Raw genomic sequence first — 22,020 nt, 5'->3', positions numbered from 1 at the left:
TGCGATCCCGCCCTGAGGTTGGGTGTGAATTGTACTAGTTGGCGGTTCGCGTCTTATGTTATTTGTATTGGATACTAAAAAGCCGCGGTCACTGCATTCAGTCACCACGGCTTCGTTATTACATTTTTAATCTAGAGTAGCTTATTTAGCTTGTGCTGCGGCTGCTTCTAGTTGCTTAAGTTTACCTTGAAGCATGTATGCATTCTGGTTGAAGTTACCTGGGTTCAGTACTTGGCTATTCTGCATAGGGTAATCTGGTAGCGTCGTCATAAACTCTTGAACCTGATTTCCTACTGGAACGAATAACCACATGTTGTCTGCCATCCAGCGTAGGTACATACCAGACTCGTGCGGTGCTTTCTCGAATGGGTCAGCACGTAGGTGAACAACTTGAGGCCAGTTTGGTTGGAAACGAACTGCATCCACAATGTTACCATCCATCACAGCAAACGAAATCTTGAAGTCATTCCAACGTACTGCGTTTAGCTCAGCGTTAGCAGAGAAGTAAAGCATGCTGTCACGAGGGCCTTTCTCTTCTTTACCTTGGAAGTAAGGCAGGAAGTTGTAACCATCTAGGTGTACGCGCCAGTTTTTACCGTTGTAAGTTGCACCTTTGTCAGATGCTAGCTTCTCAACCACTTTATCATCACCAGCGGCTGCTAGTAGAGTAGGAATCCAGTCTTGGTGGCCCATGATATCGTTGATTTTAGTTCCAGGTTTGATAGTCCCAGGCCAGCGAACTAACTGAGGCACACGCATACCACCTTCGTAAGTTGTACCTTTCTCACCGTGGAAGTAAGTTGCGCCGCCATCAGGCCAAGAAACCGTTTCAGCACCGTTATCGGTAGAGTAAATTACGATAGTGTTGTCAGCGATTTTTAGTTCATCCAGCTTGTCTAGAAGCACACCAACATGGTCATCATGCTCTAACATACCATCAGCATAAATACTGATACCTGACTTACCTTGGTATTTCTCTTGTAGGCGAGTCCACACGTGCATACGAGTGGTGTTGTGCCAGATGAAGAATGGTTTGTCAGCTTTTACCGCTTTTTCCATGAATGCTAGAGATTCTTCTAGGAACTCTTCATCCGCATGCTCCATACGCTTACGCGTCATTGGGCCAGTATCTTCAATCTTACCGTCAGCAGTAGACTTGATTACACCACGAGGGCCGTAGTTCTTACGGAACTCTGGGTCTTTAGGGTAGTAATATGTTTCAGGCTCTTCTTCTGCATTTAAGTGGTATAGGTTACCGAAGAACTGGTCAAAGCCGTGGTTCGTTGGAAGGTGTTTGTCTTGGTCACCCATATGATTCTTACCAAACTGAGCGGTCATGTAGCCCTGTTCTTTTAGAAGGTCTGCAATCGTTGGAGCCCAATCAGGGATACCGTGGTCCGAACCTGGCATACCGATAGTCAATAGACCAGTACGGAAAGGTTCTTGACCGGTTAGGAATGCAGCACGACCAGCAGTACACGATTGTTGACCGTAGTGGTCAGTAAATAGTGCGCCTTCATTCGCAATACGGTCAATGTTTGGCGTTTCGTAACCCATCATACCGTTGTTGTATGCACTGATGTTGAAAACACCAATGTCATCACCCCAGATAGCAAGAATATTCGGTTTTTCCGCTGCTGTTGCCGCTGAAGAAGCTGCTAATAAGCCAACACCTAATGCTAGTTTATTAATTTTAGTACCCATAAGGACTCCGATTCACTTTTAAGATTAATGCGTTAGAACAACGCATCGATGAGCAAATGTTATTCTCAAAATTCCGTTACGTCCTTTTATAGTGCTTATAACCAATCGTTATGATGCTTAGGTAACCTATTGATTAATATCAGCTCCAGTGGGTACGTAGAATAAAGCCTTAGTTTGTATGTGTGATCCTTATCATGTTTGTTGGCGTAAACCTTATCGATGATTTCTGTATCCGTATCTCAATAAAAATGACAAAAAGATTAATAGCTTAGGGAATCTCACGCATGTGTAAAAAATGGACTATACGTTGTAGGGCAGGATGCAAATAACTTACGAAGAGGTTTCTATGACAGCGAAATATGGCGCTAAACGTCGATTAGCGATTTTGGGTACAGCGATGATGGCCGCGTCCAGCGCCACTTTTGCGGCTGAAAAGCCAAATATATTGGTTATTTGGGGGGACGATATTGGTCAATCCAATGTGAGTGCATACACCTTCGGTCTCATGGGTTACAAAACCCCGAATATTGATAGCATCGCGAAAGAAGGGATGATGTTTACGGACTATTACGCAGAGCAATCTTGTACTGCGGGTCGCTCTACCTTTATCACGGGACAAAGTGTATTACGAACGGGTTTGAGTAAAGTAGGTTTGCCGGGCGCAGACATTGGCTTACAAGCAGAAGACGCGACAATCGCAGAAATGCTGAAACCTATGGGTTACATGACAGGTCAATTTGGTAAAAACCACCTTGGCGATAAAGATGAATTCCTTCCAACAGCACACGGGTTTGACGAATTTTTTGGCAACCTTTACCACCTAAATGCTGAAGAAGAACCAGAGAATGAAGATTACCCAACCGATCCTGAGTTTCGTAAGAAATTTGGCCCTCGTGGTGTCATTAAGTCATTCGCTGATGGCAAGATTGAAGATACCGGTCCACTGACGCGTAAGCGTATGGAAACGGTTGATGAAGAAACACTAGACGCGGCACTTGATTTTATGGATCGCGCAGTGAAAGCGGACAAACCATTCTTCGTGTGGTGGAACGCGACACGTATGCACTTTAGAACGCACGTGAAAGCCGACAGTAAAGGCGTAACCGGTGTCGGTAACTACGCTGATGGTATGGTTGAGCACGATCGACACGTTGGGCAACTATTGAAGCAAGTGGATGAGTTGGGTATCAAAGACAACACGATTGTTTTCTACTCAACGGATAACGGCCCTCACATGAACTCTTGGCCTGATGCGGGTACAACCCCGTTCCGTGGTGAGAAAAACACCAACTGGGAAGGCGCATACCGTGTACCAGCAATGGTTCGTTGGCCTGGTAAGATTGAACCAGGAACCGTATCTAACGAAATCATGCACCATATGGACTGGATGCCAACCTTCGTTGCCGCCGCTGGTGATGACCAAATCAAAGAGAAACTACTCAAAGGTCATACTGCCGGTGATAAAACGTTTAAGGTTCACTTAGATGGTTACAACTTCCTTCCTTACCTAACGGGTGAAGAAGAGAAAGGCCGTCGTTCGGAGATCTTCTACTTTACCGATGATGGTGATTTAGCGGCGCTTCGTTACAACCAATGGAAAGCGGTGTTCATGGAGCAGCGTGCAACGGGTACCATGCAAATTTGGGCTGAACCGTTCGTGACGTTACGTCTTCCTAAGCTGTTTAACCTGCGTATGGACCCATACGAAAACGCAGACATTACATCGAACACATATTACGACTGGTTGTTAGACCATGCTTATATGTTCGTTCCAGCACAAGCGTATGTGGGCAAGTTCCTAGAAACCTTTGCTGAATATCCGCCACGTCAAAAATCTGCGAGCTTTAGCTTGGATCAGGTAATGGAAAAACTGCAGGAATCTCATAACAAGTAAGTGATTGTTTGAGTGAAACTGAACAGATTGAAGAGCTCTTAGGAGCTCTTTTTTTATGCGCATATCGATGAGTAAATCCCGGTCGTGAATACGAATCACAACAATCGAGCTCATTGCCACTAAATAATTGTAAATTCGTTGTTTTTACGTCTACCTTATTAAGCATAAGGATGTATAAAAACAAGGAATGTTATGTCTGCATGGTTGTGCTCACTGGTAAACGGATTGAAACACCAGCGAGTCGCAGTATTATCCGCAATCTTGTCTTCACTGATGTTGTCGCTGTTCAGTCTGAACGCCTATGCCAACGAGCAAGATCCTAATATCAACTCTGATATTTCAAAGGCCAACTCTGTAGCGTCACCCGTTAGCTCTGACGCTTTACCTATCGGTTCTAAAGCCAGCTATGTCGGTTCGGAAGCATGTGTTGATTGTCATAGTGCAGAAGTCGAAGCGTGGGAGGGCTCTCATCATGATATGGCGATGAAGCACGCTACAGACGAATCTGTATTAGGTGATTTCAACGATCAAACGGTCACTCATGACGGAAAACCCAACCGATTTTTCCGCAAGGGCGAAGAGTTCTGGGTCAATATTGAAGGGCAAGACGGCCACTTTAAAGATTACAAAATCAGCTATACCTTTGCCTTTGAACCACTACAACAATACATGGTTGAATTTGAAGACGGCCGTGTACAGTTGATTCCTTTCGCTTGGGATTCTCGCACTGAGGGCGAAGGCGGTCAACGCTGGTTTCACCTCTATCCTGATACCACCAACACCGATGAATTCTACTGGACCAATAGCGGTCAAAACTGGAACTTCATGTGTGCTGATTGCCATTCAACGAACCTAGAGAAAAACTACGACAGCGCGAGTAATACCTACAACACTACTTGGTCTGAGATTAATGTCGGTTGTGAAGCGTGTCATGGCCCTGCGAGTGAGCACGTTGAAAAGGCTCAGCTAGCAAAAGCTAACGGTGGAAAGGATGCTCCAGTCTCGGCGCATTATGGTTTTGACCGCGACTTGTCGAAGTCGGTCAAAGAGTGGATCTATCAAGAGGGTAATTCAACCCTGCAACCAAAAGACATCATCCATACCAATCAAGTTCAAACCTGTGCTCAATGCCACAGCCGTCGTACTCAGTTAAATGAAACGGGTGATCACGTTAACGGGTCTTTCTTTGATAAGTATCGCTTGAGCTTGATTACCCCAGAGCTTTACCACAACGATGGTCAAATCTACGATGAAGATTACGTTTACGGATCTTTCCTTCAATCCGTGATGGCTGAAAAAGGCGTCACATGTACTAACTGCCACGATCCTCATACCGCTGAACTAAAAATTGCGGAAGAAGCCGTGTGTAGCCAATGTCATATTGCATCAGAATACACGCCTGAAAAGCACACATTCCACGAAGCGAATACTGAAGCTTCACAATGCACGACTTGTCACATGCCAGAGACGACTTACATGGAGGTCGACCCAAGGCGTGACCACAGTTGGCATATCCCACGTCCTGATATTAGCCAACACATTAAAACGCCGAACGTGTGCACTAGCTGTCATGCAGATCAAACCGACCAGTGGGCAGATAAGCAAATCGGTGAGTGGTTCCCAGATTCTAAGTATCGTAATCAGCAGCACTTTGCCGTTGCCTTTTATGCTGACTCGATAGGGCACAGAGGTGCAGAGGATGCGTTGGCATACTCGGCTCAGGACTCTAGCTTAAGCAATATCATTCGTGCATCGAGCTTAGAACGTTTGGGCGGTAATACGGGTAAGAATACGCTTATTTCGCTGGCAAGAGCGGTGAAACATGATGATGAAATGATCCGTTTGGGTGTGGTACAAGGCTCGTCTGGTTTCCCATTCACTGACCGTTGGCAAATTCTAGAGCCGCTACTGAAAGACCCTGTATTGTCGATTCGTTCAGAAACCGCAGGCGCATTAGTGCGTTATTGGGGAGAAATGAACCCTCTGCAGAAAGACCAAATCAAGCCTGCATTAGAAGAGTACATTGAAATACAGCAATTTAATGCCGACAGAGGATTTGGACGTACTAACCTAGGCAACGTTTACCGAGATTTAGGCCAGCACGACAAAGCGATTGAGTTTTATCTAGGCGCTATCGAGATTGAGCCTTATTTCGAAAACAGCTACGCCAATTTAGCGGATTTGTATCGAGCGCAAGGTAACGAGGCAAAAGCGTTGTCGACCTTGAAGCAAGGTATTGAAGCTCAGCCTAAATCGAGTGTTTTGCCATACAGCACAGGATTGTCTCTGCTTCGTGTGAAAGATTACGAACAAGCAACGGACTACCTTAAACAAGCCGCTGAAACTGCGCAAACCGACCCTCAATATTGGTATGTGTACGGATTGGCTTTGGAAAAATCGGATGTGCTTGCGGCAAGTCAATCACTGCATAAGGCTTACCAATTTAGCCGCAACCCACAGCACCTGTATGCCCAGTGTGAAGTGTTGGCGCGAAACAGTCATATACCGGGCGTACCAAAGGCGTTTGAGCAATGTATTTCATCATTGAGCAAAGTGGCACCGCCGGAAGCCATTAACCAATTGAAAGCTAGGTTTAAATAAAGCGATGAGGTGAGCTTGGCTATCGAGCTTGCTGCTTATTCCGCTTGTAACCAATTATCGCGTTTATAACTAATAGTTATGGAGCTTGTGAGTAGGATGTACGCAGCCAGATTGAATTAAGGGAAGACCTATGAACCATGCGCAACAAGCAATAAACCAACTGATTGAACAAACAGAGAAAAGTGTTATCGGTCAGAGCCACGTCGTTCGGGCTCTGGTGATAGGGTTATTGACTAATGGCCATGTGCTTTTAGAGGGACTTCCCGGTACAGCGAAAACTCGCTCAGTAAAATCGCTGGCGAATCTACTGAACACCAGTTTTGGTCGAATTCAATTTACGCCAGACCTGCTGCCATCTGATGTGACGGGCACGGAGGTGTATCAAGAGCTTGATGGAAAGCCTCAGTTGCATTTCCAACCGGGTCCTATTTTCAACAGCATTGTATTAGCCGATGAAGTGAACCGCGCGCCTGCAAAAGTACAGGCTGCTCTGCTTGAAGCGATGGCGGAAGGGACGATTACGGTGGGTGGTCAAACTCACATCCTGCCAGATTTGTTCATGGTGCTAGCCACACAAAACCCAGTTGAGCAAGAAGGTACGTATCCACTGCCTGAAGCACAAATGGACCGTTTCATTATGAAAGTGACAGTCGACTATCCAGAAGATGAAGCTGAACGCGACATCATTCGACTTGTGCGCAGTGAGGAACTCGGTAGCGAGACCAGTTCAGAATTAGTCACGCCACAACATATTGAACCTGAGTTGGTACTTGAAGCTCGGCGCCAACTTCCAGACATTGCCGTTTCTGATTTAGTTGAGAACTACATTGTGGCCTTGGTGATGGCAACTCGTAAGCCAGAGCGTTACCCAGAATCAAACTTGTCTAAATGGATTGAGATTGGTTCAAGTCCGCGTGCTTCCATCGCGTTGGATAAATGTGCTCGCGCTTATGCATGGTTGCAAGGACGTGACCATGTCACGTTGGACGATGTGCGTGCCATGTTACCAACCGTATTAGGTCACCGATTCTCGTTGTCTTACGACGCATTGGCCGATGGTGTTGACCATCAAAGAGTGGTTGAAGAACTGCTCGATAATGTTGAGATTGGATAACTAGGGGGCGTCATGGCGAAGCCAACACAAGCTCCCAAATCGCAAGGCCTTGATCCACGACTGTATTGTGATTATTCAAGGTTAGTGCGAATTCAGGCTCAAGCTGAGTCGTTTTCACTGTTACCTCATTTAAAAGCGGGCAGCGTACTTTCGGGCAGACATAACTCTTTGTTCCGTGGTCGTGGTTTGAACTTCGAAGAATTACGTCATTACCAATTGGGTGATGATATCCGTAATCTCGATTGGAAAGTTACGATGCGAACGGGTAAGCCTCATGTTCGTAGCTATACCGAAGAGAAAGACCGTAATGTGATGATCTGTGTCGATCAGCGCAGTTCGATGTTCTTTGCGTCTCAAAACACCATGAAATCTGTTGTGGCTGCCGAAGTGGCGGCATTGTGTGGATGGCGAGTGCTGAAAGATGGTGATCGTGTCGGCTTCGTTTTGGCCTCGCACCAAAAACTGTTTCATACCAAAGCTCAACGTTCTCAATCTGATTTGTTGGCTCAGCTAAAACATCTTACCAAAGCCAATCAAAGCTTAGGCGTCAATGTAAGTGATGGCGATAATGTTGGTTTTAGCCAGTGGATTGAACTGATCAAACGAATGAGACTCAAGCAATCAACCTTGATATTCATTAGTGACTGGCGAGACTGCCGAGAACAACATCTCGATCGACTAAAGCAGTTACAGCAACACAACGATATCTTGGCCATTATGGTCACCGATTCATTAGAACAGTCATTGCCTCAAGATCTGGCAAGCGCAAACTGGGTGGTGGGTGATGGTCGCTTTCAACTTAATCTGGATAGCCAATCTAAGGTTAACCTCGCAAGTGAAAGCCTTGCCCAAAAAGCGGCACTTCAGAAACTGTCCCTTGCTAAATTGATGGCGATGAAAAACCTCCCTTATATAGAATTAGACACGTCGGGCAATCACATATCACAGCTGCAGAAGCTAGTGGGAGGGCGCTAAATGGCTGTTGAACATACTCCCCCAAGTACTTATATCCTCCGCGAACTACACGATGTAGCGATTCCTGACAGTGTGAGTTGGGCTCCTCAAACGATCGGGTGGAAGATCCTTGGCGTTATTCTGTTATTGGTCGCTATCTATCTGGCTTATCGTTTAGCGCAGAAATGGTGGAATAACCGTTATCGCAAAGAAGCGCTTCAAGAGCTCATGGTATTGGATGCACGAGACAAAAATTCAACAGAACGAACCTTCAAAGTACTGAAAGTGGTACTTCGTTACCTAGACAGTAGTAATGCAAAGCTGTTTGGACAAGCCTATGTAAACCGTCTAAACGCTTATCTGCCTGGTAGCGCTAACACAAGTGAAAACAGCAATGCGTTCTTTGCCGATGAAGTTTCGGAATTATGGATGCAAAGCCTAATTGACTCTAATGCGCGTTTGAGCTTTGAACAGCGTTTAGAGGTAATTCAAACCGCGATGATGTGGCTAAAACTTCACAAGCCGAATGTACAGGTAACGGTTGAGGGGCAAGACAATGTTTGATGTTTTATCTGCCAGTTTTGAATTTGCGCATCCGCTGTGGTTTATTGCGCTGCCTTTACCGTTGTTGGTCTACTTTGCGGTGCCAGCTTATCGAACTAAGCAAATGGCGATTAAGGTGCCATTTTTTCGAGAATTGGTAGAAGCGATTGGGGAAGCACCGTCAGAAGGTGCAAGCCAGTTAACTCCAAGCTGGTGGCAACGAACCACGCTCATTATTACTTGGGTATTGGTCGTGTGTGCGTTAGCGAAACCAACCATTCTTGGTGAGCCACAGGTTCGCGAACAATTGGGTCGTGATGTGATGGTGGTGGTCGATTTGTCTGGCTCAATGGCGGAGCAAGATTTCACTTCTAAACAAGGCGATAAAATCTCTCGTTTAGATGCGACCAAAGAGGTGCTGGCTGATTTTGCGAAAACCAGAAAAGGTGACCGACTCGGTTTGATCTTGTTTGGTGATGCAGCGTTTGTACAAACTCCATTTACCGCGGACCAAGATGTATGGCTTGAACTGCTTAATCAAACCGATGTCGCGATGGCAGGGCAAAGTACGCACTTGGGCGATGCAATTGGCTTGGCGATCAAGGTGTTTGAACAAAGTGAAAAGCAAAGTGCTGCCGTTCAAGATTCAAACGTCGACACCAACGAAAAAGAGAAAGTCGTGATCGTATTAACAGACGGTAATGATACAGGAAGTTTTGTTGAGCCTATCGATGCCGCAAAAGTCGCCAAGGCTAAAGGCGTTCGAATTCACGTTATTGCGATGGGCGATCCGCAAACCGTTGGAGAGGTTGCTCTGGATATGGAAACCATCAAGCGTGTCGCTCAAGAGTCAGGTGGCGAAGCCTTTGAAGCACTTAACCGCGACGAACTGACCAAAGCCTATGCTCAGATTGGTGAGCTTGAACCTCAGTTATATGAAAGTACCACTTATCGCCCTAAACAGGGGCTGCACCACTATTTGATGGCGATTGTTGTAGTGATGTATTTGACCGCATTCAGCTTAGCAACGATACGCCGAAGATCGCTGCTCGCTTCTTCGGCTAAGAATTTGAAAGGAGAGAGTGATGCCTGATTCTCTCACGATACAACAGTTCTTTACCCAGTTTCATTTTATCCGACCTTTGTGGTTGTTGGCCTTTATTCCGATGTTCTTCCTGTTATGGGTTCGTTGGAGAGAAGAGACCAAACCAACGTGGAAAGACATTTTACCTACACATTTACGTGATGCATTGACGATTGGCGAAACAGGCTGGCGCAAGCAACTGCCGTTGAAGCTATTGGTGGTGATTGTGACTATCGCCATCATTATCTGTTCTGGCCCAACATGGCAGCGTGAGGCTTCGCCTTTTGGTGAAGACAAAGCGTCGATGTTGGTTGTGCTTGATAATAGTGAATCTATGCTTGCTAAAGATTTGCCTCCAAGTCGCTTGGAACGATCTAAGCAGAAAATTAGAGACTTATTGGCAGCTCGCAAAGGCGGTAATACGGGCTTAGTGGTTTATGCAGGCAGCGCACACGTGGCGATGCCCGTCACGCAAGACAGCAAGGTGTTTGAACCGTTTCTAGCGGCTATCACACCCGATATCATGCCTGTTTCAGGTAAGTCAGCAGAGGAAGCGTTGCCGCTCATCAATCAGCAATTGTCTGGTGAGTTAGGTTCGTCAGTGTTGTTGGTATCAGATGGTGTGAATCCAAGTACCACACGAGCTTTTGAAACTTTCTTTAACGAAAACCCATATCAGCTGCTGATTTTGGCTGCCGGAAATAGCGATGTGGTGAGCGATAACCCTGTCGACCTAGATTCACTGCGTAACTTAGCGAGTAAGACGGGTGGACGAGTGATTGAAGTGACCGTTGATGATTCGGATATCCAACAACTGAACAGAGCGGTTGAAAGAAACATGCAGCTCAACGGCGAATCTTCAATGCCTTGGAAAGACATGGGCTATGGACTGCTTATTCCAATGGCTTTCATTATGTTGCTATGGTTCAGAAAAGGGTGGTTGGTGCAGTGGTGTGTCGTTGGTTTGATGATCACAAGCAGCATGTATTCACCAGACACTTTGGCGAAAACAGTCAACTTAACCGCTGAGAAACCAGTTGTGGTGGAGTCGGTTACTACTTGGGACAAAACAGCTCAATGGTGGTGGGACTTATGGTTAACGCCCGATCAGCAAGGTCAACGCCTGTTGAATCAGAAAGAATATCTTCAAGCTGCCAAACATTTTACTGACCCAATGCGAAAGGGCGCGGCTTATTACTATGCTCGTGATTTTAAGCTCGCTCACAGTGCGTTTTTGCAAACCAAAACTGACCTTGGTTTGTACAATGCAGCGAGTGCGTTAGCTAGGCAGCGTGAATACCTTGCCGCACGAGACCTCTTGAAATCATTAAGTGAGAAAGAGGATCTGTCACCAGAACTAAGAACGGATGTGGAGAACAATCTTGCTGTGCTTAGTGGAATTGTCGAAGAGGTAAACCGAACCAGTGAAAGCCAGTCTGGAACCACAGATGGCCCTGAAGAATCTTTAGAACTCGAAGACGATCAGCCGCGAACGGGTGATGGCGCTGAAGAAGAAACGGTAGCGGAATTGATGCTTAAGGAAACACTTAACGCGAATGAGATTTTGGGCAGCCAAGAGCTTGCCGACAAGTGGTTAAAGCGAGTAGAAGCCGATCCTAAGTTCTTCTTGAAATCCAAATTCCAAATTCAGTTAAGAGATCCTGCGCCTTCCATCGAACAAGCGTCAAAACAGGAGCAAACGCAATGAGTCGATATGATTTAGCTCTTGAAGCGATTCAATCAAAGCGAGCGCGATTCACAGCCCGCACGTGGTTGTTGTCGATGACTCTTATGTTGAGTTGGTTTTTTCCTGCTGTTGCTTCTGCTGCCGATATCTTCGATCTGCAAAAAAGTGGTGACGTTGAGCTTATCGCTTGGATTGGCGAGAAACCCAAGTCAGGCTACAAAATAACGCCGGGCAAAGTCAGCGTAAATGAGCAGGTCATTCTGAACATTGAGGTGGCGACACCGCGCTGGTTAACGGGCGGCACTCGAATCGGCAGTATCGAAATCCCTAACGTTATCGCTAAGCAGCGTAACCAACTCGCGACGAACTACACAGAAAGAGTCGGTGGTACTACATGGTCACGTCAGCGTTGGGAAGTGACGCTTTATCCGATGACTTCCGGTGAGTTTGTTATTCCAACCGTACCGGTTCGTATCCAAGTTTCTGCTCCTGATGGTTCAAACGTGGGCGGTACGCTTTACACGCAGCCGATTAAGTTTGAAGCTTCGTTGCCTTCAGGTTTACTCGATAATGAAACGCCTTGGTTTTCTGCGACAGAAGTAGATATAGAGCAGCAATGGCAACGCTCAAGTGAAGAGCTAAAAGTTGGCGATGCTATTACTCGAACTATCACGATTAAGGCAAAAGACAGCTTTTCTGTGTTGCTGCCAGATGTGCTAACCAATAAGTCCACTAAGCAGTTCCAAGCTTACCCACAGCCCAACCGTTTGGATGACACTCAAGAACGTGGTGATTATCGCTCAAGCCGAGTTGAACAGACTGTATATGTGATTCAGCAGGGTGGTGAGTTTACGCTGCCAGAGTTTTCATTTCAGTGGTGGGACAGCAAAAATCAACGCCTTGAAAACGTGGTGATAAAAGGAGAAGTGTTTGAAGCCAAACACACAGTCCAATCTTTCATCAAAGCCTACATGTCGGTGTTTATTACTGTTGGTTTGGCGTTATTAGTCTGCATTGCGTTGATTATTTCCGTTAAGCGTTACTACGCAAATCGTCCAATACCAAGTTGGTTGGTATTACGTCGTTTACTCAAGCAAGGTAATTGGGCTGCATTAAGAACCTTTATCTACCGTCAATTGCGAAACGAAACCTCTCAGTTAGAACTGAATAAAGCGCAACATGATAAAGCGAAAAATGGTAAATCAAATGGGCAAAAGCGTTGGCTAGAGGATAGCGAAGCCCTTCAACAAGGATGTGAAGATAAAAACGTATTCACTCGTTTATGGAAAGGGTTACGTAACTTGCCCAACGAGAAATCAAGCCAGAGTCAATCTCGTTCAATTGCCGCTCGCTTGAAAATCCCTAAAGCCTTGCCAAACTTAAAAGATAGAACTAAGTAGCAAACTTTAGTTATTCGCATCGAACATAATCGGCAGGTTCTCTACTATGGGGAACCTGCTTCTTTAATATGGAACTGTATGAAAAGTACCGAACTAAATCTAATTCCTATATTTGTTGCTATCTATGAAGAGCAGAACTTATCTAGAGCTGCTAATCGCATGGATATAAGCCAACCAGCAGTGAGTAAAGCACTTGCAAGGTTGAGAGATATCTATGATGAGCCACTGTTTCATCGCACCACATCAGGCGTAGAGCCAACCACATTCGCTATTGATATCTATCCTGCAATGGCCGCTGCACTTAAAAACTTTACTTCTACCTTATCCGCATCAAGAGACTTCGATCCTAAAACCTCAGGCCGCGTGTTTTCCATTGCCTGCGTCTCGGCGGCGAGCTACGAAATGATGCCAAAAGTCATGCGGTTAATCAGCCAAGTCGCACCAGGTATCGCGTTAGAGGTTCATCCTCTGTTTACCGAAGACTATGAGTCTGATTTAAGGCTGCAAAGACACGACGTGATTGTTGATATGACGCCTAAAGGAAGAACCATGCTTAAGCACGAGGTGATTTCTACAGAAGAGCTGGTGGTGGTGTGTAGTAGTGATCATCCTACGGTTGGCGATACCATCGATATGGAACAGTTCTTAGCACTCGAGCATGTGGTGGTCTCTAGGTGGCATGCGCGCAAAAGCTTATTAAGCTCTGAGCACTATAGTGACCTTGAGAAACGTAGAATCGTGTATCGCGCAGCGGGCGTTGTAGAGATGCTTCCTGTTATCGAAGGCTCTGAGTACATCGGAGTAATGCCTATTTCATCAGTGCATTGTTTTGCTGAAAAGTACGCGGTAAAAACACTGCCATTGCCCTTCGAGTTGGAAGACCTCGATATGTGTATGATTTGGCATCCAAGCCGTACTAATGAACCAAGCCATAAGTGGTTACGAGCTAAGATCAAAGCGGCAGCAAAAGAGTTATCAAGTTAGCCTATACAAGGACATAGCCATGGACAGCATTCGCGTGATTTTAAACGGAAAGAAAGCCAATATCCCGGAATTAAGGCAAGCCATCTTTGCGGCGAGGGACAATGATATTGACCTGCAAGTTAGAGTGACTTGGGAATCGTCGGACATGTTTCGTTTGGTAAGCGAGGCAATATGCGATGGTGTTAAGCGTCTGATTGTTGTCGGTGGCGATGGAACGGTGAATGAAGCCGTTAACGCGCTCAACCTGTTCCGTGCCAGTGAAAGACCACAACTGGCGCTTGTCCCAATGGGCACTGCGAATGATTTTGCTACCGCAACGGGAATACCTAACGATATTTCGGGTGCTTTTGAACTAGCGCTGGAAGGCAAGGCGTTTGCGGTGGATAGCGTGCGTGCGAATGACCGCTATTTTATGAATGTCGCTGCGGCGGGTTTTGGTGCTGAAGTCACAGCTGAAACGCCAGTCGAGCTTAAAGATTTTCTCGGTGGCGGTGCGTATACACTAACAGGTGTGGTGAAAGCACTTGGCTTTAAGCCCTACAGTGGCACGTTGCCCATAGACAAAGGCAGCTTTACCGGCGAGATCCTTGTGGGTGCTTTTTGTAATGGTCGCTTAGCGGGTGGAGGACAAGAGTTAGCACCCAATGCATTGATTGATGATCGCTGTTTACCCAGTCGGGTATCGAGCTATCACGCGCCACCATGGCAAGGTGGGTTATCCAAGTCAGCGAGAAGTTCGCCCCGCTGTATGTGGCCTTGAAGGAGAACCTACTTCAACAAGTGGTGGTTCAGGCGGATGAAACGCCGCTCAATGTGCTCAAAGAAGAGAAGCAGTGTTATATGTGGCTTTACTGCTCAGGCGCTGACTCGCCCGAAGCGGCACTGCCGAATGTGAAAAAATCGCCTTGTACGACTATCAAAACAGTCGCGCGAGGGTGTGCCCCGTGGACTTTTTAGGTGACTACAACGGTTATCTACAAACCGATGGCTACACGGCTTATCATGGTCTGCATCACGTCACTAATGTGGGGTGCTTAACGCAAGTTCATGGACGCGAAGAAGCTTCAAGGGGAAGGTAAATCGGGCAAGGCTGATAAAGTGCTGGCTAAACCCCAAAAGCTCTACGGGATAGAATCACGCTTAAAAGGTGCGCCTGCCGAAGAACGCAAAGCAGAGCGTTAAGCGTATGCCAAGCCGATACTGGATGAGCTTTACCAATGGATGACAACCCAGAAGGTGATAGGCTCTAGCCCACTAGGCAAAGCAATAAAGTACTAGCTCGGGCAATGGCCTAAACTCATTCGTTATATCGACGATGGTCACTTATCTATCGATAATAATCGCGCTGAACGCGCAATTAAACCGCTGGTTATTGGCAGGGAAAATTGGCTATTCTCCAACACACAAACGGTGCTGAGGCGAGCGCGATGCTTTACAGTATCGTCGAGACTGCAAAAGCCAACGGTCTTATCCTCTAAGACTACATGGTCAAGTGCATGAAAGAGCTCGCGAAAGCAGAGCCTGATATCGACGCACTTCTACCTTGGACCTCTTCGGGTCAAGTCAAAACAGACCTCAACAATATTGGCTTTGGCCTCGAAACTTACGTTTGGTGCTAACTATGCCATCGGACTCTAATAACATATTTGGGTTCTTTGATGAGTTTGAAGCTTCAGAAGGAGAGTCACAGCAACCCCCTATAGAGCTGTTTCAAGAACCCGTTGAAATTTTATCAACCCTAGATAGTCAGCCAAAGAAGGTACAACAAGAAGTCTTTGTGATAAATAAAAAGCGACATCCACTCACGGTAGTGAATATATGTAGGATCACGTCCTGCATAAGCGATTTATTCAAATTTAAAGAGTGAATTAATATCGCACCATAAAGAAAAAATACTTCAAATACTCCAGAAATGAGCATGGCTGAGCATAGGGATTCTCAGGTTTGATGATACCAATATCAGGTCAGATGGCCGAACACATTTATGGGTACAACCATGAATTTAACGCATCTGGTTATCGCTATCACTGTTGCTCTTTCTGCGTGGGGTAGTGATGAAACCAGCTCACGTCCTATTAAGCCAGAACCGCTTCAGACATTACCAACAGAGCAGGTTTCAGTATCCATCGGGGACGCGACTCTTTTCGCAAATAGAGAGTCTGTTGTGATCAATACCTTAGCAGGTGACGAGCAACGCGTATCCATTGAAGCGTTTAAAGGAATCACTTACGCCGATCAACAACGTTTTCAGCACAGTCACTCCGTCAATTAGAACACAATGCTGATAGCGCTATAGATGCGACACAATTTGGCGCCGTGTGCCCACAGCTTAAAATAACCCAGCAAGAGCAATCTGAAGATTGCTTGAATCTTAATATTTGGCGTCCTTCGGAGATCAATGGTTCAGAGTCATTACCCGTGTATGTCTTTATTCATGGTGGGGACTTTGAATATGGCGCAGGTTCTGATACCGACATTAACGGTGATACCGTCGTGGCTAAAAGATACCATTCGATATACGGGTGGCGTTGGCGCTGGAAAGGCGAACCTCGATATTTTCAAAGAGTTCAGTATAGGTGCGTCGTACAACAAAACGATTCAATTCGGCACAAAAAACTCGGGAGTCGCTGCGCTTCAGCAGCTCCAGTTTCGAGTGGCAAACACACCATTGATGCTGGGTGTGAAACATATTATTGGCCAGAGCTCGGTAGAGTTTGAGACCAGTAATGAAGATGTGAATAACGCTATCAATGGCGTTATTCAATATTTTATGGGCGAAAGCTCGGTGACCTCTGGGCTGGGTGTTGTCGCGGAATACGATAATGCGATTGATAATCGTTGGACCGTTTCTGCGTTTTATGGCCTGGGTAAAGCGACAGTAGAGGGCAGTCTGTCAGACGATGAAAGTGTCGATGCGTATGGTGCTGGATTTCGCTATCAGATAGCTTGCCGATATGGGTTACACATGGGGGTAGACCTCGCTTTTAGTGACGTTGACAGCGCGTTTTATATAACGGTTGGCAGTGGATTCTAATGATGGAAAGGTGGGTGTTAGTCAATCGATTGATTTTTCTACATGCAGCATAGTTTTCATAGCAATCATGAACTAATATTCTTTTACAACAAACATAACAGGTATCAATATGAAAAATTACGACCCAAATGAATTGGACGCTACGCAAGTATTACTTGATGGTGTCGATACAGATAAACGTTCGACTTTGACTAAGTTAGCGGTTGGGGCTGCGGCACTGCCTTTTGCCTCTGTTTTACATGCAGCCCCTGAAAAACTGGTTGGCCAAAACATCAAACTGATGCCTAACGAGAAAGGGCCATTTGATATCGTTATCGAAAATGGCCGTGTTGTTGATCCTGAAACTGGACTCGACGCAATTCGTCACGTCGGTATTAAAGGTAAGCGTATTGCTGCAATCTCAGACAAAAAGCTGCAAGGCAAAACAATCATCGATGCTGAAGGTCTCGTGGTTGCACCTGGCTTTATCGATATGCACGCTCACGGACAACAACTTCCTGCTGCCCGTGCTCAAGCATTCGATGGCGTAACCACCGCTCTTGAGATGGAATCTGGTCTATTCCCAATCGGAACGTACTACGATATTACTGCTGCTGAAGGTCGCCCGATTAATTACGGCGCTTCTGTAGCATGGACTTACGCTCGTATTCAAGCAAAAGAACCTACGATGCCAGCTCCTGATGGTACGATTGTTTGGTTCCAGAAAGCTTTTTCTAAAAACAATTGGCAAAATACCCTAGCAACCCCAGATGAATTAAAACAAATTCTGGGCTCGGTTGAGCAAGGTCTTAAAGAGGGGGGCTTAGGCATTGGTATTAACGCGGGTTACGCACCAGGTTATGGCCACAAAGAGTACTATGATCTTGCTAAACTAGCAAAACGCTATGAAGTACCAACCTACACTCACGTTCGTTACCTAAACAGCGCAGAGCCACAATCAAGCTTTGAAGCATACCAAGAACTCATTAGCCTGTCGGCGACAACGGGTGCACACATGCACATTTGTCACCTCAACAGCACGTCAGTACAAGATATCGAAGATTGTGCCGATTTAGTTCAATCCGCCATTGATCAAGGTTTAGCCGTTACTACTGAAGCTTATCCTTATGGTGCTGGCTCTTCCGTTATTGGCGCAGAAGTTTTCCGTGGTGACGATTGGTTACAACGTTGGGGTGTACCAAGCGCTAGCTACATGGAAGCGAATGGTAAAGCACTAAACCAAGAAAAAGTCACTGAACTACAAGCATCAGCGCCCGGTACCGTGGTTGTCATGCACTTCTTAAAACCCGATGAGAACAAAGAAGATCGCGCTAAAATGGACCGTTCAGTATTGTTCCCAGGTGCAGCTATCGCTTCAGATGCAATGCCTTGGATGGATGATAAAGGCGTATTAATTGAAGGTGATGTATGGCCACTTCCAAGCAACGCAATAGCTCACCCTCGCTCACTTGCTTGTTTCTCTCGTTTTATTGAAAAATATGTCGAGGAATACAAAGCGGTAACACTAGTAGAAGCGATGGAAAGAACTAGCTTAAACGCATGTCGTATTCTTGAGGATGCTGTGCCACAAATGGCAAATAAAGGTCGTATTCAAGTAGGTAAAGATGCTGATTTAGCTATTTTCAAACTTGATGAAGTAAAGGCCGTTGCAACATTTGATAAACCAAATGCCCTTTCTACAGGCATGAAATACGTACTTGTAAACGGGACACCTATCATTGAAGCTGGTGAAATGTTGTTAGATTCAAACCCAGGTGAAGCGGTTCGCAACAAAGTTACTGGCTAAGTTATCCTGACTTAAAAGGTTGGGCATTAGCTCAACCTTTTTTATTGCTTACCGAGTAAATATAGACAACGAAAATCGAAAGAGAGCATGCTATGAGCAAGAAGCCTATTCCAGTAACAATTTTAGCCGGATTTTTAGGAGCAGGGAAAACGACCCTACTAAACCATATATTAACCAATGCAAATGGAATGCGCATGGCTGTGATCGTCAATGATTTTGGATCAATCAATGTTGATGCGGAGTTAGTTAAATCTGAAAGTGAAAATATGATCAGCCTAGAGAATGGCTGTATCTGTTGTAACCTTGCAGAAGGACTAGTCGTTTCGGTAATGCGTTTACTCGCATTAGAGGAACGCCCAGACCATATTATTGTTGAAACTTCAGGTATCGCAGAACCCAAAGAAGTGGCACTTCAATTTGAAGATCCGGAACTGCAAGCACACGCACCTTTAAATGCAATCGTGACGACGATCGATGCGGAAAACATTTTAGGGCTAGAAGGCCCAATGGAGACGTTGTCGAAGCAGCAAATTCAAGTGGCTGACATTGTTCTGGTTAATAAAGTTGACCTAGTCGATGCTGATAAACTAGAGCAAGTCAAAGCATGGTGCCGAGTACAAGCTCCGTTTGCTAAATTGATTGATATTTCATTCGGCGAAGTGGATTTACCTATCTTATTTGATGCCCCTGAAAGTACGCGCTTTGTCACTAACAAAATAGCGGCTGATCAAAAGGAATGCCAGCACCATGATTGTCATGATGAGCACTGTCATCACGTGAACCATGATTTCGAAACATTCAGCTTTGAAACTGATCAACCGCTTAATCTACAAAGTTTGTATCCTCTACTGCAACAGTTTTCAATTGATGCTTATCGCATGAAAGGTATTTTAAATTTAACCGATCGTCCTGATCATCGCTGTGTATTTCAGTGCACGGGCCAGCGAGCCAATGTGACGGTTGGAGATGCATGGGAAGATGATGAATCTCGTTCGTCACGGTTAGTCTTCATTGGACCTAAAGGTGGCCTTGATAAAGAGAGTATGCGTAAAAAACTGAACGCACTGGTGGCGTAGTTAGAACGGAAATGGAGTAGATGGCAAGCCTATCAACCTAGCGCTTGCCTATACCTAGCTTACCTCTGCCTACTTTGCATTGACTCATCCTAAGCATCCTTATCTTATTGAATTATTGGCTAATTTCGATTCTATTCGGTTTTTCCAAATCCATATTGCTCATTCCCCTCGCCATCTGAAACAAAATAGTCTTATCGATTTTCGAGACTCTGTTCATCAGTACCTTCTCAGAATCGGTTAACGTCAAAAAGCAGATAAAGACTCAATCGTGGGTTATTGGGGCGTGTTGATCAGCGATTGTTAGCTCGATGGTTAGTCCTCAATGATGGAATCAAAATGACGACTAAATATAGAATAAACCATGATTTGTCCCGCCATAATCGCGCCAAACATCAGCAAGGCGGACAGACCAATATTCGGAATGGGTAAAATGGAGGTCGCAAAGAAGGACTCACTTGCTCCGACAATGATTCGACTACCGGGGACAAGAATGATGATCCCTTGAATAATGTATATGAGTGGTGGAACGTGACGCAATTTTCCCATCCCCAACCCGTAAAGCGTAATGAGTATTGTGCTTACCCATGTACCTACAACCCAATCGGAAGTAAACCAATGTGGCCCCCACATGCCAATTGCCGCGACAGGAAGGCCTAAGAGAATTTCTGTCATACTTGCGTTGAAAATAAGGCCAATAGCGACAGAAATCCCGATCAGTGCGGTGACATGAAGAACGAATGGGATTTCATCAATAAATACCGGTACCGATAATGGTTGATTGATTATGTTGGCTAAGCCTAACCCCATAACAATGCCGATGAATATTTTCATTACTATGAGTGTGCTTTGTGCAAGCAGTTCGATACCTGACCGAAAGTCATTGAGAGCAAGACTGGCTAAGCCGTTGGTGACGGTTAACCCAGGAATAAAAAGGACAATGGAAGAAATGCACAGTGCCAATGTTGGTAAGCCGGGAACCTGTGCCGCTATCATACCGGTTAAAAAACTGGCTACTAAGGCGACAAAGAACTCGACAAGAATGCTTCTTGGCCCAGTCAGGAAAATTTGTGCTAGCCAGGCTATAGCGCCCAGAATAATGGATAAACCGACCGCCAGATAAGTACTGCCAACTAACATTAAATAACATGGCGGAAGCAATAAATTGGCAAAGCACAAGGTACGATTCGAGTAGGTTTCTGAACCTTCGTAATGGGAATGAGTCGAAAACCCTTTAAGCGTTGCGACTAAATCACGTAAGTTAACCGAGGGTGGTTTTTTGTTTTCCATCACGACTTTTTGCGTGGGTTGCTCAAAAATAGTGATGACTTTTGTCGGGGTCACATCAATAGAGACATCAATGTTCTGGCGTTTTGCATAAGCTTGAGTGTATTGAGCTACCGAGTAAGGCGCACAACCAGATTGATGTAATCGGTCCGAAAAGCTCAAAATTTCTTGCTGGCATTGTTCGATATGATTTGTTTGTTTCATTCTGTTTGTTTCTCAATAACCAAGGCGATATATGTTTGAGGGGCATTCTAATTCAATAGTATCCTCATTCAAGCGTAACCAATAGTCGTGTATAGAGGACGGGCCCCTACAAACGAACAAGGCAATGGTTAAAAAGATAGGATTCATTGAATGAGAGGTTATCAGTTTATCGTTGAGGTAAATCAGTCATTGTTGAAGCTGCAACCTCAAAAATAGATCCGCTCACGCAGCTATTTGAAGGCGTAAAACTCCAAATCCATGAGGTGATTGATTTAACTCTGAGGCTTTTAGAAAAGCTCGGTAATGAGTAAAGGAAACTAATATTTAGGAAATGGAAGCCTAAATAAGATTGATGATGAGCGTTAGAATCACAACTAGAATGGAACCGACATAAGCAATTTCAATAATGTTTGAATCAATCCAGTTGCAGTATGCTTGAATTGCTAAACTCAGTTTGTTTTTCATAATGGCCTTTGGAAAATTAACCGAAATCTACTGTAAATAATAGCTTATTATGAGTGAGCTTTGATGACGGTTTCAAAGGTTCCTTAGCGCTAACAGTGTGATTGCGGCGCTCACGTATTAACAATATCGTCCCGTGGGTTCATGGGGCGGATACAGTCGATAAGGTTTAAGAGCAGAAAGTTGGGCTAAAAAAAAGGTTCATCGCG

General features: G+C 45.4%; 16 protein-coding genes and 2 pseudogenes. 16 read left to right on the top strand and 2 right to left on the bottom strand.

Features of this window, described 5'->3' with window-relative positions; translation table 11 throughout:
• Positions 1-141: 141 nt before the first annotated feature.
• A complete protein-coding gene (locus AB4493_RS19300) occupies positions 142-1,704 on the bottom strand; it encodes an arylsulfatase (protein ID WP_017064704.1) in 1,563 nt (520 codons plus the stop codon).
• 346 nt (positions 1,705-2,050) lie between these two features.
• Here AB4493_RS19300 and AB4493_RS19295 point away from each other — a divergent pair, with 346 nt between their 5' ends.
• From AB4493_RS19295 to AB4493_RS19220, 16 genes and pseudogenes are all read left to right on the top strand, one after another.
• Complete coding sequence (locus AB4493_RS19295; protein WP_372155626.1) at positions 2,051-3,598, top strand: arylsulfatase; 1,548 nt, start codon at positions 2,051-2,053, stop codon at positions 3,596-3,598.
• A 192-nt stretch (positions 3,599-3,790) separates the two neighbouring features.
• On the top strand, positions 3,791-6,199 hold the full coding sequence (locus tag AB4493_RS19290; RefSeq protein WP_372155625.1) for a tetratricopeptide repeat protein: 2,409 nt from the start codon (positions 3,791-3,793) through the stop codon (positions 6,197-6,199).
• A 130-nt stretch (positions 6,200-6,329) separates the two neighbouring features.
• Positions 6,330-7,313: a MoxR family ATPase gene (locus tag AB4493_RS19285; RefSeq protein ID WP_017060007.1), complete on the top strand. Its 984-nt coding sequence runs from the start codon at positions 6,330-6,332 to the stop codon at positions 7,311-7,313.
• A gap of 12 nt (positions 7,314-7,325) precedes the next feature.
• Positions 7,326-8,288, top strand: a complete 963-nt coding sequence (locus tag AB4493_RS19280; RefSeq protein ID WP_017066900.1) for a DUF58 domain-containing protein — start codon at positions 7,326-7,328, stop codon at positions 8,286-8,288.
• Entirely contained in the window at positions 8,289-8,831 is a 543-nt protein-coding gene (locus tag AB4493_RS19275; RefSeq protein WP_372155624.1) for a DUF4381 domain-containing protein, read from the top strand.
• Complete coding sequence (locus AB4493_RS19270) at positions 8,824-9,903, top strand: VWA domain-containing protein (RefSeq protein ID WP_050621573.1); 1,080 nt, start codon at positions 8,824-8,826, stop codon at positions 9,901-9,903. The genes AB4493_RS19275 and AB4493_RS19270 overlap by 8 nt, the downstream gene beginning before the upstream one ends.
• Positions 9,896-11,602 (top strand): VWA domain-containing protein, encoded by a 1,707-nt coding sequence (locus AB4493_RS19265; protein WP_372112944.1) that lies wholly within the window; start codon positions 9,896-9,898, stop codon positions 11,600-11,602. The genes AB4493_RS19270 and AB4493_RS19265 overlap by 8 nt, the downstream gene beginning before the upstream one ends.
• Positions 11,599-12,981 carry a BatD family protein gene (locus AB4493_RS19260; RefSeq protein WP_372155623.1) on the top strand — a complete coding sequence of 461 codons (1,383 nt, stop codon included), beginning with the start codon at positions 11,599-11,601 and terminating at the stop codon, positions 12,979-12,981. Before AB4493_RS19265 ends, AB4493_RS19260 begins: the two co-directional genes overlap by 4 nt.
• A gap of 78 nt (positions 12,982-13,059) precedes the next feature.
• Positions 13,060-13,965, top strand: coding sequence for a LysR family transcriptional regulator (locus AB4493_RS19255; protein ID WP_017059228.1), 906 nt, complete (start codon positions 13,060-13,062; stop codon positions 13,963-13,965).
• Positions 13,966-13,984: 19 nt separating this feature from the next.
• Complete coding sequence (gene yegS, locus AB4493_RS19250) at positions 13,985-14,725, top strand: lipid kinase YegS (RefSeq protein ID WP_372155622.1); 741 nt, start codon at positions 13,985-13,987, stop codon at positions 14,723-14,725.
• Positions 14,626-15,584 (top strand): annotated as a pseudogene (gene tnpC, locus AB4493_RS19245) (IS66 family transposase); the annotation flags it as partial. The gene yegS and the pseudogene tnpC, both read left to right, overlap by 100 nt.
• 377 nt (positions 15,585-15,961) lie before the next feature.
• Entirely contained in the window at positions 15,962-16,237 is a 276-nt protein-coding gene (locus tag AB4493_RS19240) for a hypothetical protein (RefSeq protein ID WP_240798933.1), read from the top strand.
• Positions 16,238-16,281: 44 nt separating this feature from the next.
• Positions 16,282-16,404: pseudogene (locus tag AB4493_RS19235) on the top strand (carboxylesterase family protein); the annotation flags it as partial.
• The gene (locus AB4493_RS19230; RefSeq protein WP_136974460.1) at positions 16,364-16,999 is read left to right on the top strand and encodes a hypothetical protein; all 636 of its coding nucleotides are present in this window, start codon (positions 16,364-16,366) and stop codon (positions 16,997-16,999) included. The pseudogene AB4493_RS19235 and the gene AB4493_RS19230, both read left to right, overlap by 41 nt.
• 109 nt (positions 17,000-17,108) lie before the next feature.
• On the top strand, positions 17,109-18,785 hold the full coding sequence (locus AB4493_RS19225; RefSeq protein ID WP_017062008.1) for an amidohydrolase family protein: 1,677 nt from the start codon (positions 17,109-17,111) through the stop codon (positions 18,783-18,785).
• Positions 18,786-18,877: 92 nt separating this feature from the next.
• Positions 18,878-19,861 carry a GTP-binding protein gene (locus AB4493_RS19220; protein ID WP_065584640.1) on the top strand — a complete coding sequence of 328 codons (984 nt, stop codon included), beginning with the start codon at positions 18,878-18,880 and terminating at the stop codon, positions 19,859-19,861.
• Positions 19,862-20,173: 312 nt separating this feature from the next.
• Here the strand turns inward: AB4493_RS19220 and AB4493_RS19215 are convergent, their stop codons facing one another.
• On the bottom strand, positions 20,174-21,349 hold the full coding sequence (locus tag AB4493_RS19215) for a threonine/serine exporter family protein (RefSeq protein WP_372155621.1): 1,176 nt from the start codon (positions 21,347-21,349) through the stop codon (positions 20,174-20,176).
• Positions 21,350-22,020: the final 671 nt, after the last annotated feature.

The sequence above is a fragment of the Vibrio sp. 10N.222.55.A1 genome (assembly GCF_041473835.1).
Classification (GTDB): Bacteria; Pseudomonadota; Gammaproteobacteria; order Enterobacterales; family Vibrionaceae; genus Vibrio; species Vibrio crassostreae_C.
This window is presented reverse-complemented; position numbering and strand designations above follow the sequence as displayed.

What these genes read in the sequence shown, in the direction of transcription:
- AB4493_RS19300 (WP_017064704.1), bottom strand. Translation starts at nt 1,704, where the DNA reads ATGGGTACTAAAATTAATAAACTAGCATTAGGTGTTGGCTTATTAGCA.
- AB4493_RS19295 (WP_372155626.1), top strand. Translation starts at nt 2,051, where the DNA reads ATGACAGCGAAATATGGCGCTAAACGTCGATTAGCGATTTTGGGTACA.
- AB4493_RS19290 (WP_372155625.1), top strand. Translation starts at nt 3,791, where the DNA reads ATGTCTGCATGGTTGTGCTCACTGGTAAACGGATTGAAACACCAGCGA.
- AB4493_RS19285 (WP_017060007.1), top strand. Translation starts at nt 6,330, where the DNA reads ATGAACCATGCGCAACAAGCAATAAACCAACTGATTGAACAAACAGAG.
- AB4493_RS19280 (WP_017066900.1), top strand. Translation starts at nt 7,326, where the DNA reads ATGGCGAAGCCAACACAAGCTCCCAAATCGCAAGGCCTTGATCCACGA.
- AB4493_RS19275 (WP_372155624.1), top strand. Translation starts at nt 8,289, where the DNA reads ATGGCTGTTGAACATACTCCCCCAAGTACTTATATCCTCCGCGAACTA.
- AB4493_RS19270 (WP_050621573.1), top strand. Translation starts at nt 8,824, where the DNA reads ATGTTTGATGTTTTATCTGCCAGTTTTGAATTTGCGCATCCGCTGTGG.
- AB4493_RS19265 (WP_372112944.1), top strand. Translation starts at nt 9,896, where the DNA reads ATGCCTGATTCTCTCACGATACAACAGTTCTTTACCCAGTTTCATTTT.
- AB4493_RS19260 (WP_372155623.1), top strand. Translation starts at nt 11,599, where the DNA reads ATGAGTCGATATGATTTAGCTCTTGAAGCGATTCAATCAAAGCGAGCG.
- AB4493_RS19255 (WP_017059228.1), top strand. Translation starts at nt 13,060, where the DNA reads ATGAAAAGTACCGAACTAAATCTAATTCCTATATTTGTTGCTATCTAT.
- yegS (WP_372155622.1), top strand. Translation starts at nt 13,985, where the DNA reads ATGGACAGCATTCGCGTGATTTTAAACGGAAAGAAAGCCAATATCCCG.
- AB4493_RS19240 (WP_240798933.1), top strand. Translation starts at nt 15,962, where the DNA reads ATGAATTTAACGCATCTGGTTATCGCTATCACTGTTGCTCTTTCTGCG.
- AB4493_RS19230 (WP_136974460.1), top strand. Translation starts at nt 16,364, where the DNA reads ATGGTTCAGAGTCATTACCCGTGTATGTCTTTATTCATGGTGGGGACT.
- AB4493_RS19225 (WP_017062008.1), top strand. Translation starts at nt 17,109, where the DNA reads ATGAAAAATTACGACCCAAATGAATTGGACGCTACGCAAGTATTACTT.
- AB4493_RS19220 (WP_065584640.1), top strand. Translation starts at nt 18,878, where the DNA reads ATGAGCAAGAAGCCTATTCCAGTAACAATTTTAGCCGGATTTTTAGGA.
- AB4493_RS19215 (WP_372155621.1), bottom strand. Translation starts at nt 21,349, where the DNA reads ATGAAACAAACAAATCATATCGAACAATGCCAGCAAGAAATTTTGAGC.